Source organism: Streptosporangium sp. NPDC003464, from assembly GCF_053588315.1.
Genome location: NZ_JBSFPS010000245.1, coordinates 1 through 14,946, shown reverse-complemented (window position 1 = coordinate 14,946; position 14,946 = coordinate 1). Strand labels below are relative to the sequence as shown.

At 69.6% G+C, this 14,946-nt stretch carries 17 protein-coding genes; 10 read left to right on the top strand and 7 right to left on the bottom strand.

The annotated features are described in order from the left end of the window. Positions 1 to 509: 509 nt before the first annotated feature. Complete coding sequence (locus ACWDS7_RS37800) at positions 510 to 1,283, top strand: MarR family transcriptional regulator (protein WP_451933170.1); 774 nt, start codon at positions 510 to 512, stop codon at positions 1,281 to 1,283. Between the two features lie 104 nt (positions 1,284 to 1,387). On the opposite strand, the gene ACWDS7_RS37795 is transcribed toward ACWDS7_RS37800, so the two are convergent. Both ACWDS7_RS37795 and ACWDS7_RS37790 read right to left on the bottom strand, forming a co-directional pair. Next, complete coding sequence (locus tag ACWDS7_RS37795) at positions 1,388 to 2,086, bottom strand: SDR family oxidoreductase (RefSeq protein ID WP_451933169.1); 699 nt, start codon at positions 2,084 to 2,086, stop codon at positions 1,388 to 1,390. Positions 2,087 to 2,389: 303 nt separating this feature from the next. Next, entirely contained in the window at positions 2,390 to 2,797 is a 408-nt protein-coding gene (locus ACWDS7_RS37790) for a RidA family protein (RefSeq protein ID WP_451933168.1), read from the bottom strand. Between the two features lie 142 nt (positions 2,798 to 2,939). On the opposite strand from ACWDS7_RS37790, the gene ACWDS7_RS37785 reads away from it, so the two are divergent. Together ACWDS7_RS37785 and ACWDS7_RS37780 are read left to right on the top strand one after the other, a co-directional pair. Continuing rightward, positions 2,940 to 3,320: a winged helix-turn-helix transcriptional regulator gene (locus ACWDS7_RS37785; RefSeq protein ID WP_451933167.1), complete on the top strand. Its 381-nt coding sequence runs from the start codon at positions 2,940 to 2,942 to the stop codon at positions 3,318 to 3,320. 212 nt (positions 3,321 to 3,532) lie between these two features. Then, positions 3,533 to 4,702: an MFS transporter gene (locus tag ACWDS7_RS37780; RefSeq protein WP_399966020.1), complete on the top strand. Its 1,170-nt coding sequence runs from the start codon at positions 3,533 to 3,535 to the stop codon at positions 4,700 to 4,702. Between the two features lie 59 nt (positions 4,703 to 4,761). Here the strand turns inward: ACWDS7_RS37780 and ACWDS7_RS37775 are convergent, their stop codons facing one another. The 3 genes from ACWDS7_RS37775 to ACWDS7_RS37765 form a co-directional block, all read right to left on the bottom strand. Then, entirely contained in the window at positions 4,762 to 5,319 is a 558-nt protein-coding gene (locus ACWDS7_RS37775) for an SET domain-containing protein (protein ID WP_451933166.1), read from the bottom strand. A gap of 96 nt (positions 5,320 to 5,415) precedes the next feature. Further along, a complete protein-coding gene (locus ACWDS7_RS37770; RefSeq protein WP_451933165.1) occupies positions 5,416 to 5,562 on the bottom strand; it encodes a hypothetical protein in 147 nt (48 codons plus the stop codon). A gap of 445 nt (positions 5,563 to 6,007) precedes the next feature. Further along, positions 6,008 to 6,448, bottom strand: a complete 441-nt coding sequence (locus tag ACWDS7_RS37765) for a hypothetical protein (protein ID WP_451933164.1) — start codon at positions 6,446 to 6,448, stop codon at positions 6,008 to 6,010. Positions 6,449 to 6,683: 235 nt separating this feature from the next. Between ACWDS7_RS37765 and ACWDS7_RS37760 the strand changes: the two genes are divergently transcribed. After that, positions 6,684 to 7,943 (top strand): sensor histidine kinase, encoded by a 1,260-nt coding sequence (locus tag ACWDS7_RS37760; protein WP_451933163.1) that lies wholly within the window; start codon positions 6,684 to 6,686, stop codon positions 7,941 to 7,943. Beyond that, positions 7,928 to 8,575 carry a response regulator transcription factor gene (locus ACWDS7_RS37755; protein WP_306874129.1) on the top strand — a complete coding sequence of 216 codons (648 nt, stop codon included), beginning with the start codon at positions 7,928 to 7,930 and terminating at the stop codon, positions 8,573 to 8,575. The genes ACWDS7_RS37760 and ACWDS7_RS37755 overlap by 16 nt, the downstream gene beginning before the upstream one ends. A gap of 257 nt (positions 8,576 to 8,832) precedes the next feature. Here the strand turns inward: ACWDS7_RS37755 and ACWDS7_RS37750 are convergent, their stop codons facing one another. Then, positions 8,833 to 9,702, bottom strand: a complete 870-nt coding sequence (locus ACWDS7_RS37750) for a GNAT family N-acetyltransferase (protein ID WP_451933162.1) — start codon at positions 9,700 to 9,702, stop codon at positions 8,833 to 8,835. A gap of 271 nt (positions 9,703 to 9,973) precedes the next feature. On the opposite strand from ACWDS7_RS37750, the gene ACWDS7_RS37745 reads away from it, so the two are divergent. Beyond that, positions 9,974 to 10,834: an aminoglycoside phosphotransferase family protein gene (locus ACWDS7_RS37745; RefSeq protein ID WP_451933161.1), complete on the top strand. Its 861-nt coding sequence runs from the start codon at positions 9,974 to 9,976 to the stop codon at positions 10,832 to 10,834. A gap of 133 nt (positions 10,835 to 10,967) precedes the next feature. Here ACWDS7_RS37745 and ACWDS7_RS37740 read toward each other — a convergent pair whose 3' ends face one another. Then, complete coding sequence (locus tag ACWDS7_RS37740; protein WP_451933160.1) at positions 10,968 to 11,189, bottom strand: hypothetical protein; 222 nt, start codon at positions 11,187 to 11,189, stop codon at positions 10,968 to 10,970. A 271-nt stretch (positions 11,190 to 11,460) separates the two neighbouring features. Here ACWDS7_RS37740 and ACWDS7_RS37735 point away from each other — a divergent pair, with 271 nt between their 5' ends. The 4 genes from ACWDS7_RS37735 to ACWDS7_RS37720 are packed head-to-tail and all read left to right on the top strand — an operon-like array spanning position 11,461 to position 14,888. Beyond that, positions 11,461 to 12,018, top strand: coding sequence for an MFS transporter (locus ACWDS7_RS37735; RefSeq protein ID WP_451933159.1), 558 nt, complete (start codon positions 11,461 to 11,463; stop codon positions 12,016 to 12,018). 55 nt (positions 12,019 to 12,073) lie between these two features. Further along, positions 12,074 to 13,099, top strand: a complete 1,026-nt coding sequence (locus ACWDS7_RS37730) for an ABC transporter substrate-binding protein (RefSeq protein ID WP_451933158.1) — start codon at positions 12,074 to 12,076, stop codon at positions 13,097 to 13,099. Next, on the top strand, positions 13,099 to 14,097 hold the full coding sequence (locus ACWDS7_RS37725) for a FecCD family ABC transporter permease (protein ID WP_451933157.1): 999 nt from the start codon (positions 13,099 to 13,101) through the stop codon (positions 14,095 to 14,097). The genes ACWDS7_RS37730 and ACWDS7_RS37725 overlap by 1 nt, the downstream gene beginning before the upstream one ends. Beyond that, on the top strand, positions 14,094 to 14,888 hold the full coding sequence (locus ACWDS7_RS37720) for an ABC transporter ATP-binding protein (RefSeq protein ID WP_451933156.1): 795 nt from the start codon (positions 14,094 to 14,096) through the stop codon (positions 14,886 to 14,888). The genes ACWDS7_RS37725 and ACWDS7_RS37720 overlap by 4 nt, the downstream gene beginning before the upstream one ends. The last annotated feature ends 58 nt before the right edge of the window (positions 14,889 to 14,946 follow it).

The following is a 14,946-nucleotide window of genomic DNA, read 5'->3' as shown; positions in this document are numbered from 1 at the left end:
CATGAGTCTGACCGCCCCGGCCGACCAGGGCGACCAGCCCGGGGATCTTCCCGGACTCGACATGCCGCGCCAGCACATCACGCAGTCTGCGCAGCCCCGCTCCGGAGAAGCCGCTGTTGCCAGTCCCCATCATGAATCTCCTTGCATACAGTTTTCGATCTTGCGAGACCCGCCCCGACCTGGCGCTCATGGCTTCGACGAGCGACACGCAAGGGCGGGGTGAGCTCAGTCACGGAGACTCCCCCTGCGGCGTCATCGACATCCGCCAGTGTTCGGGAATCTCTGAACGCCTGCGACGCTACATTGCATTCACAAATCAGTCAACAAGAAATGAAGGCTCAAATTGCCTGTTCCCACAGGAAACAAGGCTTGCTTTGCAATGACCATGGAGCTGAACGCAATGGATGATCGAATTTGCATTGCAATGGGTTCCGAGTGAATGCATACTGTGCAGCGGGTGTGCGGGCGCAGAGCTCCGCGCATGCCGACCAGACAGGAGACGAGCACCGATGCCCGGAGGCAGACTCACCGATGAGGACCGCCGGCGCATCGCTGCGGGGCTGGCCGAGGGACTCGGATACGCAGAGATCGGCCGGCGGCTGGAGCGGCCCGCATCGACCGTCATGCGGGAGGTCACCCGGAACGGCGGACCCGACGGCTACGGGGCGGACCGGGCGCACGAGGCCACCCGGCACCGTGCGCGCCGGCACAAGCAGGCTCAGCCTCCGGCGCCACCGATCCCCGACAGCGGCCATGGGCGTGACCCCCAAGAGGTGCGGGACTTCACCGAGTCCTTCACCGCTCTCCTCGTTCAGCATGGCCTGCCCCGGATGGAGGCCAGGGTGCTGGCCTGCCTGTACATCACCGACTCCGGCACCCTGACCGCCTCTGACCTGGTCCAGCGGCTCCGCGTCAGCCCGGCGTCCGTCTCGCACGCCGTCGCCTTCCTCGAACAGCAGGGAATGCTCAGGCGGGAACGGCCTCCCGGCGCGCGCCGCGAACGCTATGTCGTCGACGATGAGATCTGGCTCCGGTCTCTCCTCGCATCTCTGCAGATGAACGACGCCCTGACGGCCGCGTCGCAGCGCGGAGCCGAGATCCTCGGGGCCGCGACCCCGGCGGGTGCCCGCTTCGAGTCCTCCGCCGAATTCCTTCTCCTGGTGAGCGAGGCCCACCGGAAGGCCATCGAGCAGTGGCGGCGGCGCCCAGCCCCCGGACACGCCGACCACCCGGGACGGACTCACGCGCTGGACCGAGAAGACGAGCGGGCAGCCGGCGACTGATCGGCAACGCCCTGACAGGCCCGCCTCGGGGGCGGGGGGTGTTTCACAAGCGGTCACCCGGTGGACCGCTTTCACCGCGCCTGCTCCACGCGACGCCGTGCGGGTCAGACGGCGGGCAGGCCGAAGTCCGCCGAAGAGAGCCCGTCCTTGGTCTGCCGGGTGATGCGATCGGCGAGGACCTCGTGGTGCCCCTTCTCGACGGCGTCCAGAGCCTGAGCGGCCACCTCGGCCGGAGCGGTCTTGGGAAGGGTGATCCCGGCGGCCATGTCGGTGTCGACGAAGGCGGCGTGCACGCCGACCACCAAGGTGCCCTGTCCCCGAAGCTCCAGGCGGATGCCGTTGGTCATCGACCAGGCGGCGGCCTTGGAGACGGCGTACGAGGCCACCGCCGGCAGCGTGGCCCAGGACAGCACCGACAGCATGTTCACAATCGCTCCGCCGCCGTTACGGCCGAGGACGGGGGCGAAGGCACGGCACATCGCCAGCGCGCCGAAGAAGTTGGTCTCCATCTCGGCACGTGCCGCCTCAAGCGAAGGCGCCGCGATCAGCCCGCTGCGCAGCCCGATGCCGGCGTTGTTGATCAGCAGCGTGGCATCGCCGCACCGCTGGGCCGCCGCGGCGACGGAGGCCGGATCGGTGACGTCGAGCTCGACCGGGACAAGGTCCCGGTCGGTCACCGAGCCCGGGTCACGGGCGCCGGCGTAGACCGTGCGCGCGCCCCGTTCCAGCAGCGCCAGCGCGAAGGCCCTGCCGAGCCCGCGGTTGGCGCCCGTCACCAAGGCGGTGCAGCCCTGAAGATCCATGCCCTGATCTTGCATATCTCGCCCCAAGCGATAGTGAGTTGGAAAATCCAACCTATCAGGGGGCATGTGAGTTGGAAATTCCAACCCAACAGGTCGGGCGGTCAAGGCTCCGTCCGGCTCACCCGGGAGGCGCCGGCCCGTCCCAGGCGGGGGGCCGGGCCGTGCGCGACCTCCGGGCGCGGCCGCTCGCGACGGCCGCCGCCAGGCGGGGTCGAGGCCGGCCGGCCCGCCGTACGGAGCCGACCCGCCGTACGGAGCCGACCCGCCGTACGGCGGGCCGCGACTTCGCACGGCGAGGAGTGTTCAGTCGATGATCGCGGTGGCTTCGACCTCGACCAGATGGTCGGGGACGTCCAGTGCCGCAACACCCAGCAGCGTGCCCGGCGGCACCGGGGTGACCCCCAGCTTCGCGGCCGCCCGAGCGACCCCCTCCAGGAACAGGGGCAGCTTGTCGGGGGTCCAGTCGACGACGTAGACAGTCAGTTTCGCCACGTCGTCGAAGGAGGCGCCGACCTCGGCCAGGGCGGTGCCGATGTTGAGGTAGCACTGCTCGACCTGAGCGGCGAGATCGCCTTCGCCGACCGTGACCCCATCGGCGTCCCAGGCGACCTGCCCGGCAATGAAGATCAACTTCGACCCGGTCGCGATCGACACCTGCCGGTAGGCGCCGATCTCCGGCAATCCGCTGGGGTCAACCAGGGTGATGGCCATGCCGCCTGCCTCCTCGTCATGAGAGCCCGTTGGCTCGCTTTCCCTGAACCAAGACACCCTTGGTCTCTTGTGGTTACTTAGGAACTGTAGGAGAGTGTTCGCTGACATGGAAGAACGCACTTTTAAGTGACTGGGGAACCTTATGGTGACCAAGCAGTTCGGGAGCTCACCCGAGGAAGCGGACCTGAGGCGCGCGGACTCTCTGGCGCGGGAGATCTTCTCGGACGTCGCCAACAAGTGGGCGCTTCTGATCATCGAGGCTCTGGGGGAACGCACCCTGCGCTTCGGCGAGGTGCGGAACGGGATCGAGGGCATCAGCCACAAGATGCTCACCCAGAACCTGCGCATGCTGGAGCGCAACGGCCTGGTCGAGCGGAGCGTGCACCCCACCGTGCCGCCGCGGGTCGAATACACCCTCACCGAGGCGGGCCGAGCCCTACGGGGGACGGTCCACGGAATGTGCGACTGGACCCACCAGTACCTCGGTCACATCGAGGCCTCCCGCCGCCGCTTCGACGCCTAGGGGGTCAACCGCCCTCTTGGCGCTTCAGCGCGACAGACGGAGGCCGTCCGCGCATACCGCTGGATTTCCGCGCGCCTGTCGCGACCGTCCGGCACAGCGCGTGGCCGCGAAAACGTGTTGCCGCAGATCCCTCCGGAACGTATGGTTTTGCGCTCGTGGTCACAGTGATGGAGAGGGTCCTGCCTGCCCGGCTGGGGACAGGATTCCGATGGTTGCTGGCGTCGAGCTGGCTGACGAATCTCGGTGACGGGGTCGCGGCCGCCGCAGGCCCGCTGCTGATCGCGACGTTGACCCGCGATCCACTGATGATCTCGCTGTCGGCCCTGGTGGGCTGGGCGCCGCCGCTGCTGTTCGGCCTGTACGCGGGCGTGCTGTCGGATCGGCACGACCGGCGCAGGATCGTGCTCGTCGCGAACGCGGTGCGGGCTCTGGTGCTGGCGGCGCTCGTCGTGCTCATGGTGACCGGCACGGTGACCGTGGTGACGGCGCTGGTGGCGCTCACGCTCCGGTCCATCGCCGAGGTGTTCGCCGACAGCGCGACGGCCACGCTGACGCCCATGATGGTCAGCAAGGACGATCTCGTCATCGCCAACGCCCGCCTGGGCACGGGGTTCATCACGCTCAATCAGCTTGCCGGGCCGCCGGTCGGCGCGGCGCTGTTCGGCCTGGGCTTCACCTGGCCGTTCGCGGGCCAGCTGCTCCTGGTGGTGGCGGGGATGGTCCTGGTCTCCCGGCTCACGTTGCCGCCGCACGGCCGACAGGACGCCGATCCCAAGCCCGACACCGTACGGGAACTCATCGCCGGGTTCAGCTGGACCATCCGGCACGCGGCGGTCCGCACGCTGGCGCTCACGATCCTGATCTTCAACTTCACCTTCGGCGCGGCCTGGTCGGTTCTCGTCCTCTACACCCAGGAGCAGCTCGGCCTCGGCGGCATCGGCTTCGGCCTGATGACCACCATCGGCGGGATCGGCGGCCTGATCGGCACCGGCCTGTACGGGGCCATCACCCGCAGGGTGAGCCTCGGCGCCCTGATGCGGATCGGGCTCATCATCGAAACGTTCACCCACCTGGGCCTGGCCCTGACCCGTTCGCCGTGGGTCGCCGGGGGCATCTTCCTGGTCTTCGGCGCGCACGCGTTCATCTGGGGCACGACCTCGGTCACCGTCCGCCAGCGCGCGGTCCCGCACGAGCTGCAGGGCCGGGTGGGCAGCGTCAACACCATCTGCGTCTACGCCGGTCTGGTGGTCGGCTCGCTGATCGGCGGTCTTCTGGCCACCCGCTTCGGCGTCGCGGCGCCGTTCTGGTTCGCCTTCGCTGGTTCCGCGGTGTTCGTGGTGCTGCTGTGGCGGCAGCTCATGCACATCGCCCACGACGACTGAGCCGCTGACGTATCGGCACCACCGGCCGTAGGCCCTGGTCGCGCTGCAGGGCCTGTTCGCTAGTTCGTGGGCTCCACGGCCGAAACTCCAGGACCCCTGTCTGAATGCCCGTGTCCGGTGGCGGTTCTGATGCGATCGAGCAGGGGCGGGCTCCAGTGGGTGCCGTAGGCAGCCTGGAGCTGGGGCAGTCGCCAGTCGTTGCCGGTCACGCTGCGGCGGCAGAGGGTGCTGCCGCAGTGGCAGGGCATCGACCATGCTTCAACGCCGGTGTGGGTGGCGTAGTCGATGGTCAGTTCTTCGCCGGGGTTGATCTCACGGCGCGCGATCACGGTGGTCGCGCCGCGGTGCCAGAGGTTGGGGTCGCAGGAGTGGTTGCCATAGCGCACTGGATGAGCGGGATCGAGCAGCAGGTGGCGGCCTTGCGCGACGGTCAGGCTGCTGTAGGGCGGGGCGAGTGAGGCCAGGGTCTCATCGTTGATGACCTGTCCGCCGAGTCGCATGACGACCTCGTCTTGACGGATCTGTTCGATGGCGAACAGTCCGGTGCCTTGGATCGGAGAGGGCCGGGTCTGGGCGCTTGGTGTGAGCCAGCATTCAGTCGCGTAGGCCGTGCTCATCGTAGATGTTCTCCCTATGAGGTCGTCGAGGGGTTCGGACATGATGACCGGTTCGCGTCCGAGGCTCAGCCGTACGTGCTCGTCGTACGAGCGCGTTCAGCACCCGGGCCGATAGTTCGGCGTGGGGATGGTGGCGGACAGCACGAGCAGGGTGAGGACTCCCGCCGTCGCGGCCAGCCCGCTGATCGCCGCCCGAACAACCCTAGATCTGTTGATCAAACGACATGCCATGATCAGCGTCATCAGATCACGATATGTGCGGAGACCGACCTTGCCCAGGAGGGAGGATTCCGGCAGCCCCGGCCGCGGACAGACCTGTCTCCGTGACGGGCAGCAGGTCGGCGACCAAGGGGTGGTTGTCAACGATGCCGGGCTGCAAATCGCCGACGACGGGCGCGGTGGTGGTCATGGTCTCCTGTCCGGACGGCGCGCCATCCGCCGCCCTCCGGCTCTGGACGCTCACGGCGTGGAGACGGCCCGTGCGCTGTACGAGATGAAGGGCGACGACGGGAAGCGCCGCCACACCGTTCGGCGGATCGCGGACCGGGCCGGTGGCGCCCACGCATGACGAGGTCGCCGCCGAGCTCACCCGAGCGAACCGGCCGTGCTCTCCCCCGAGGGGTGTGCGGTCCGGGTTTCCCCGAGGGGTGTGCGGTCCGGGTTCAGGGAGCGTGCGGGACTGACGGGATCAGCGTGACCGGGGGAAGGCGGCACGCAGTTGGGATCGGTTGACGACGAAAGCGGCTGGTACGAGGGTGAGGGCACCCGCGATCTGCATCGCGACGAACCACGGCGGGAGGGCGCCGGGGATGCTGTCGACGGCGATGATCGCGATCGGCACGATGACGGAGATGACGCGCACGCGTACGTAGGCCCATCGTGCTCCCCGTGAGGCGCGGACGGTCAGCCAGTAGGTCACCGCGGCGCTCGCGAACATTCCGCCGGCCCGGCCCCACATGAACGACGTCACCTCGCGGCCCGTGACCGAGAGGATGACGACCACGACGAGGACCGCGACACTGAACGCGCCGTAGGCCGCGACGAGTTTCCGCACCTTGCCGAAGGCTCGCCGGGTGTGCGGGTGGTCGACGTGACCGGTCTCGGTGATGGTGCGGCTGGGGGTTTCCATGTCTGCTTCTTCCCTCGTGCTGTGCGGTGTGACTCGAAGTTAGGGAGTGCGCGGGTGGGGCGGTATGGGGCTGGACGCACGGTTGGGTGGGTCTGGACCTACTCCAGCGCGGATCCGACGGGAATCGGGCTCCATGCCGTGCACAGTGGTCCCGCCACATCGTTTCCGGCCGGTCCGGCACAGCGCGGGGACCCGCGGACGCCCACGGTCGGGTCATGGACCAAGAAGGAGCGTCATGAGGCAGCTGGTGTCATGGGTGGCGAGCGCCGGCGTGGGGTCCGTGCGCGCGTGCGTCGCGGTGGTTGTCGCCATGCTGGTCCCGGCCGTGTGGGCCGCCGCCGTGGCGCTGTGGATCTGGTGGTGGGACGGGGACCTGTGGTCGGGGACAGTGCCGTTCCTGTGGGCGTGCATCGGCACGCTCGCCCTGTCCCGCCCTGTCTGCGGGATGTTCCGCTCCCTCGTCGCGAACTGGACGGGCACCGTCATCCCCGCCGGATACCGGCAGGCCGGACCGGTGACACAGATGTCGACCGGATACTGGTGGAACGGCTACTCCTACGAGCGCACCAGCCGGGACGCCCGCCTGGACCAGCAGTGGCGGACCCGGTGGCGCGATCCCGCCATCTGGCGTGACCTGCGGTTCACGGCGATCGCTCCGATCACCGTGGGAGTGATCTGCGCGGTCCCGCTCGCCGGGGTCGGGGCGGCGATCTTCGGGCTGTCCCAGCCGGTGCTGTCCGCGCGCCTTGCCGGCGTGCTCGGCCTGGCCGTGGCGATCGGCGGCGCCCCGTACGCCTGGCGGTCCGTCGAGCCGGTAGCCGTCCGTTTCCTGCGCCCGTCACCTGCGATGACGATGGCGGACCGGGTGGATGAGCTGACGGCCCAGCGCGCGGACACCACGGTCGCGCAGGCCGCCGAGATCCGTCGGATCGAGCGGGACCTGCACGACGGGGCGCAGGCACGCCTGGTCGCGCTCGGGCTGTCCTTGGCCACTGCGGAGAAGCTGATGGAGACCGCCCCTGACCAGGCCAGGGCACTGCTGCGGGAGGCGCGAGCCGGCGCCGCCACGTCGCTGACCGAACTGCGTGACCTGGTCAGAGGGATCAGCCCACCGGTGCTGAACGAGCGCGGGCTCATCGATGCCGTCCGTGCTCTCGCCCTGGACAGCCCGCTCGAAGCGACTGTCGACGCCGACCTTCAGCTACGCCTGGACCCGCCGATCGAGTCCGCCGTGTACTTCGGGATCGCCGAACTGCTGACCAACGCGCTCAAGCACGCCCACGCGACCCGGGCGCGGATCTCCATCGCCCGGGACGGCACCGGCGTCATCGTCGAGGTCGAGGACGACGGCCGGGGTGGAGCCGACATGCGGGCCGGCGGTGGACTCGATGGGCTACGCCGCCGCCTGACGGTCTTCGACGGCACCGTGGAGATCACCAGCCCGGCGGGCGGTCCGACCCGTGTGAGGATGATGCTGCCATGCGAATCGTTGTAGCCGAAGACCTCTACCTCCTGCGCGACGGGATGGTCCGCCTCCTCCAGGCCTACGGGCACGAGGTCGTGGCGACGGCCGCCACCGGACCCGAGACGCTCGACGCGCTGCTGAGGTGGCGGCCGGATGTGTCCATCGTCGACGTCCGCATGCCGCCGTCCCAGTCTGACGAGGGCCTGCGGGCGGCTCTGGCCGCCCGCGGCGAGGTTCCCGGACTGCCGATCCTGATCCTCTCCCAGCACGTCGAACAGCTGTACGCCCGCGAACTCCTGGCCGACGGCTCCGGTGGCATCGGCTATTTCCTCAAGGACAGCGTGTTCGACGCCGACCAGTTCATCGACGCGCTGGAACGCGTCGCCGGTGGGGGGACCGCCATGGACCCGGCCGTCGTCGTCAAACTGCTGTCCAGCGGATCCTCCAGTCGGCGGCTCGGACAACTCACCGAACGCGAACACTCCGTGCTCGGCCTCATGGCCGAGGGATTGTCCAATCAGGCCATCGGCCGGCGACTCTTCCTCAGTGAGAGCGCCATCAGCAAATACACCACCTCCCTGTTCGGCAAACTCGGCATCACCGATGACGACGACAGCAACCGCCGCGTCCTCGCCGTCCTCACCTACCTGAACAATCCCTGACGCACTTCCCGGGCCCAGAGACGGGACACATCCCAGACCGGAGACGCCAGGTCTTGGGCATGTCGCGATTCTCATGAACGGGCGATTCCGAAAGAAGACCACCGACACGCCTCACAGGACGGCCGAAGTCCTCGAACCCTTCTCGCAACCCGTTCTCACTCAAGGTCGAGCCCGGAGCCTCCATCGCCGGGTCCGCCAAGACCGGCGACCTGACCGGTGACGACCACCGGCCACACCCCGACCCCGCACCGAAGGCCTCAGGAAGCGTTGCGGTACAGGTCCCGCCTCTCGGGCAACCGCTCAAGGCCGGCCGACCGGTAGGTGGCGACGGCGCCGACGTTGGAGCTCGGCGTGCACACGTCCACGCTGGACGAACCCAGCTCCTGGAGTGCGCGCGCCGCGGCGACCGTGATCGCTCTGCCGTAGCCGTGACCGCGATGTGCCCGGTGCACCCCCATCGGCTCGATCAGCCCGGGCCTGCCCGCACCCGCCGACCACACCGTCACGGCCGCCACCGCCTCGCCCCGCTCGTTGCGAGCGGCCAGGCACCGCGCGTCGACGTACGGTCTACCTGCCGCCATCGCGTGCCAGAGCTCCTCGGTGAACGTGGACCCGTCGAACGACGCCCGCAGGACCGCGGCCCACTCGTGCGCCTGCTGCGGCTCGATCACCTCGACGCGTACGCCGGGATCCGGCACAGGGGCGCCGAGGTCACGCCGGAGTGGCGTCCACGGCTCGCCGCTCTCCCAGCCGTCCTTGAACAGCAGGTCCTGGACCAGCGCGCCCATCGGCGCCTCGACGTACGCCTTGCCCTCGAGCAGCACACCACGCTCAGGCGCCGACACGTCCTCGACCACCCGTCGCGCCAGCTCCTCGTCCCGCAACGCCTGCGGCGCGAACGCCAACCGCAGCAACTCCGCACCGTCCAGCAGCCCGACCGCCAGAACCTCCCCGGCCCGGCTCCAGGTCCGCGTGGCCTCCGCCGTCCGCTCCGCACCGAACCGCCAGAACCACCCCACATCCCCCGGATGCAGCTGCACGGGCCCTCCGTCGTGCTGCCACTGCCTCAACACCCGCACCACGTCACCGAGCCCGCCGGCCCCCGGCCTGCCCATCTCGATCACCATCCCCCGATCACACACCACCCCACCGGCCCTCCGCACCCGAATTTCCCGCCGTCAGCCAGTGGTCGGCGTCGCCGTGATGACGTTCCCTGAGCATCGCGACGGAGCCGAGGGCTGGGAGACGGCGCCTACGGCGAGGTGTACCGAGACACTGGGATCACCGGACAGGGCGCCTCCCCCATCGCCGGATACGTCCTCACCCTGGTCGTCAAGCGCCTCATGAGGACAATCAGCGTCCACGTCTGTCAAGGTCATCCCGCACTATCGTTGTGGCATGAACACCCCCGCGGCGGAAGCCGACATCGACGACGACCTGGTCGACCGTCTGATCCGCACGCAGTACCCGGATCTGACGGGCCCGCTCACCCCCGTCGCCAACGGCTGGGACAACGTCATCTACCGCCTGGGGACGGACCTGTCCGTACGGCTGCCGCGCCGCCAGGTCGCCGTCGACCTCATCGTCAACGAGCAACGCTGGCTGCCGGTCCTGGCCGAGTACGTCGAGGTCGCGCTGCCCGTACCCGTCAGGGCCGGCGTGCCCGGCGAGGGCTACCCGTGGCCGTGGACGATTGCGCCCTGGTTCGAAGGCCGCACGGCCGCCGACGTGCCGCCGTCCGACCGCTCCGGCATCGCCGTCCCGCTGGCCGACTTCATGACGGGCCTCCACCGGCCCGCACCGCCTGACGCACCGCGTAATCCCGTCCGCGGCGTCCCACTCGCCGCCCGCGACGGAGCGGTACGGCAACGCCTGCAGTCCATTCCCCGATCAGCTGAGCTTCTCCCCCTCTGGGAGAAACTGGTCACCCTTCCGCCCTGGCAGGGCCCCGCGCTCTGGCTCCACGGCGACCCGCACCCGGGAAACCTCCTGCTCGACGGGGAAGGGCTGGCAGCTGTCCTGGACTTCGGCGATCTCACCAGCGGCGATCCCGCCACCGACCTGGCCGCCGCGTGGCTGGTGTTCGACGAGAACGCGCGCGAGGTATTCCGATCACGCGTGGACACCGACGAGATGACCTGGGAGCGCGCACGGGGCTGGGCCCTTGTCATGGGCACTGCTCTGGCCACCCACTCGGCCGACAACCCCAGCATGGCGGCCGTTGGCGATCACGTCCTCGACCAGGTGCTTCTCACCTAGAGGTGTTACGCAGCACCCGACAGAGCACGGTCAGACACGCGCCGTCACTGATACGGCCCGTCCATTCACGGTGAACATCCCATGGTGAACATCGAAGACCAGGTCACCGGCGGCCGCCGTGAGCGGCGGGGCGTCAGTAGTAGCAGCGAAGCTGCATGTCGTCGAAGCGGACCCATGTTTTGACGCCGTTGTCATTGCCGTATATGACCTGGAGGTAGATGTCACCGGAGTAACCTTGCAGGTTGAGCCCGCTGATATACACCTGTCTGTAGCCGCCCCCGGCCACCCACGGGTAGGTCTCGGCGATGACGTGCCATCCGTTCGGATTCCATACCTTGCAGGCCGACCGCCGCACCGGAGTACAGGACGTTGAACCACACGGCCACCACGCAGTTGGAACGGTAGTAGAAGCCGGCGTTCAGGTTCACCGGGACCCGGTTGGCCGCCCAGCCGTTTGCGACGCGGGCGGACGGGCCGTATCCGACGGAGGCGCATCAGGTCGGACGAGAAAGGGCACCGATCATCCGGAACGCCATTTCCGTCCGGGAAGATCCATGGCCCCGGGTCGCGGTGAGCCACAGGGCTCAGGGGAGGGCGGCCGGCGCCCGTGCCATGATGTCTCCATCATGCTGGCGGCCCCCCTTCTACGCCTGGCCCGCGCCACCGCTTTCGCGACGGTGTGCGTCGGGCTCGGGGTGCTCGCCCATGTGTTCGCCGGAGGCACGGTGACCGTGGGGACGGCCGCGTGGGGGCAGGGGCTGTCGCTGCTCGCCGCACTGCCGCTGACCAGGCGCGAGCGCGGTCTGCCCGTGATACTTCCGCTGCTGGCGGCTGTGCAGGCCGGGATGCATGTGATCTTCGCGCTCGTGGACGCCACGCCTTCCGGAGACAGCCTCATCCAGCATCTCCACTGCGCGACGCCCGGCCCCGGCATGACGATCCTGCACGGGGCCGCCGTGACGCTGACCGCCATCTGGCTGGCCAGGGGTGAGGCGGGCATGTGGGCGCTGCTGCGGCTGATCGGCGCTCGCGTCATCCGTCTGATCTTCGCCTGGCTGGCACCGGAGCCGGCGGTCGGCCGCGGGCCCGTTCCCAGCTTCCCCGGGGTCCTCCGGCTACGGTCCGTCCTGCTCCGATCCGTGGTCAGCAGGCGAGGCCCGCCCACGGCCGCTTTCTGTCGCTGAATCCCTGCTTCTGCCAGAAAGCGCCTGTTTGGCGTGCCTTGAAAGGACTTTTCCCATGCGTCTCACGCATGCCCTGCCCCTGCTCGCCGTGCTCTGCCTGGCGGCGACCGGGTGCGGCGGGCAACCGCCCCGACCCGCCTCGGCCACGCGGCCCCCCGCTCCCGGCTATCCCGTCACGATCACCAACTGCGGCCGGCCGTACACCTTCGACAGGGCGCCCAGCCGTACGGTCCTCATGAGCGGCGGGGCGGTCGGCCAGGTGTCCACGTTGATCGCCCTTGGGGTGGAGGGCCGGATCGTCGGCAACGCCCAGTCGTACGGCTCCTCGGACGTGCCCGGCCGGGCCGAGGCGATCGACGGGCTCCCCAGGGCGAGGATCCGGGAGGGCGCCTGGGACATCTCCCGCGAGGAGATGCTCTCGCTCCGCCCGGACCTCGTCATCGGCACCACCGGCTACGACTTCGACGCCCAGAACGGCTACGCGACCCGGCAGGAGCTGCTCGAGATCGGCGCCAACTCCTGGCTGCCCGACTCGACCTGCGGCGGCCCCGGCACCGTCAGGGGCACCCAGACGATCGAGGACAGCTACGACATGCTCCGTGACTTCGGGAAGCTCTACGGGGTCGGCAGCCGCGCGGAGAAGTTGATCGCGCAGTCGGAACAGCGGATCAAGGAGATCGAGGCCAGGGTCCGGGGCGCGTCCAGGCCGAAGGTGATGTACATCATCCCGGGCATGGAGATGGGCTCGGCGGAGTTCAGCTCGATCGGCGCCAACGGCATCTGGAACGACATCTTCGAAAGGGCCGGCGGCGTCAACGCGTTCGGCGGCGTCACCGATGAGATCTTCGCCAACCTCAGCAAGGAACGGGTGGCCAGGGCCGACGTCGACGCGATAGTGATCATCAACTGGCGCAATCCCGACCCCGACGCCGAGGCCGCGAAGCTCTTCGCCCAGTTCCCGCACTGGCAGGCGGCCAGGGACAGGCGCTACGTCGTGCTGTCCGACTCCGCCTACCTGGGTCCCGACAACGCCGTCGCCGTGGAGAAGATCGCCAGGTTGCTCCACCCGGGGAGATTCTGATGCTGCGCCGTCTCCCCCTGATCCCCTGCGTGGCCGTCCTCACCGCCGCGCTGCTGGCCGGCATGCTGGTCGCCGTCGGCATCGGATCGGTCAACGTGCCCCTCGCCGAGACCTGGAGCGTCGTGACGGGCCAGGGGGGCGACCCGGTCAACGCCAAGATCATCTTGGACTACCGGATCCCCCGCGTGCTGCTCGCGGCGCTCGCCGGGGCGGGCCTGTCCATCGCCGGCGCCGTCCTGCAGGCCCTGGTGACCAACCCGCTCGCCGACCCGTACGTCCTCGGGATCTCCTCCGGGGCCTCCGTCGGCGCGGTCCTCGTCATGACGATGGGCTCGGCCGCCGCGGGCGGCCTCGGCGTCTCCTCGGCCGCGTTCGCCGGCGCGATGATCGCCGCACTGATCGTGTTCGCCCTCGGCCAGCGCCGAGGCCGCCTGACCCCCACGCGGCTGGTGCTGTCCGGGGTGGCGGTGGGCTACGTGCTGCTGGCCGCCACCAGCTACCTGCAGCTCCAGGCCGACCCCGACGAGCTGAGAAAAGTGATGTTCTGGATGCTCGGCAGCGTGGCCGGCGCGCAGTGGCACCAGCTCCCCGCGGTGGCGGTCGCCGTGACCGCCTGCGCCCTGGGTCTGGTGCTGTACGGCCGCCGGCTCAACGCCCTGGTCACCGGGGAGGAGTCGGCGACGGCCCTCGGCCTTGACGTGCGGCGGGCCCGCATCGGGCTGCTGGTCGTCTCCTCCCTGCTCACCGGCGCGGTCGTGGCGGTCGCGGGCGGCATCGGGTTCGTCGGGCTGATGATCCCTCACCTGGTACGGCTGGCCTTCGGCACCGATCACCGCCGGTTGCTGCCGTTGGTGACGCTCGTGGGGGCGATCTACATGGTGCTGGTCGACCTGCTGTCGCGGACTGTGGACCGCCCGGCGGAGCTGCCCCTGGGCATCTTCACCGCGGTGTTCGGCGCACCGTTCTTCATCTGGCTGCTACGCCGGGAGGAGGCATGAGACTGCGCGTCCACGACGTCAGCGTCAAGCTCGGCGGGGTCCCCATCCTGCGCGACGCCTCTCTCGCCGCGGAAGCGGGCGAGGTCGTCGGGCTGGTCGGCCCCAACGGCAGCGGCAAGTCCACCCTGCTGCGCACGGTCTACCGCTCGCTGCGCCCGGACTCGGGAGGCATACGGCTCGGCGGGCACGACGTGTGGGCCTGGCCGGCGCGTACGGCGGCCCGCCAGATCGCGGCCGTGCTTCAGGACGACACCACACCGGCGACCATGACCGTCGCCGAAGTGGTCGAACTCGGCCGGACCCCGCACCACGGGCTGTTCGACCGCAACGGCCCCGGCGATCGGGCGGTGGTGCGGGAGGCGATGTCGCGCGCCGGGGTTCTCGCCCTGGCCGGACGCCGGTTCGGGTCGCTGTCCGGCGGCGAGCGGCAGCGCGTCCAGCTCGCCCGCGCCCTCGCCCAGGAGCCGTGCCTGCTCATCCTGGACGAACCCACCAACCACCTCGACATCAAGGCCAGGTTCGAGCTGCTCGACCTCGTCCGGGACCTCGGCACCACCACGCTCGCCGTCATGCACGAACTCGACCTCGCCGCACGCGTGTGCGACTCGCTCGTCGTCCTCCACGGCGGACGGGTCGCCGCGGCCGGGCCCGTGCTCGAAGCTCTGACACCGCAGGTGCTGCGCCGCGTGTTCGGCGTGCACGCCCAGGCCGCGCGCGACCCCGACGGGATCATACGTATCACCTACGCCGCCCGACCCCTCACGGGCGACCGGCTCACTCCGCAGAGGTGATCCCTCCGGCCTGAGCCGCCGCGCCGGGCATGCCCGGCCCGGCGGGTGCCGGAAGAGG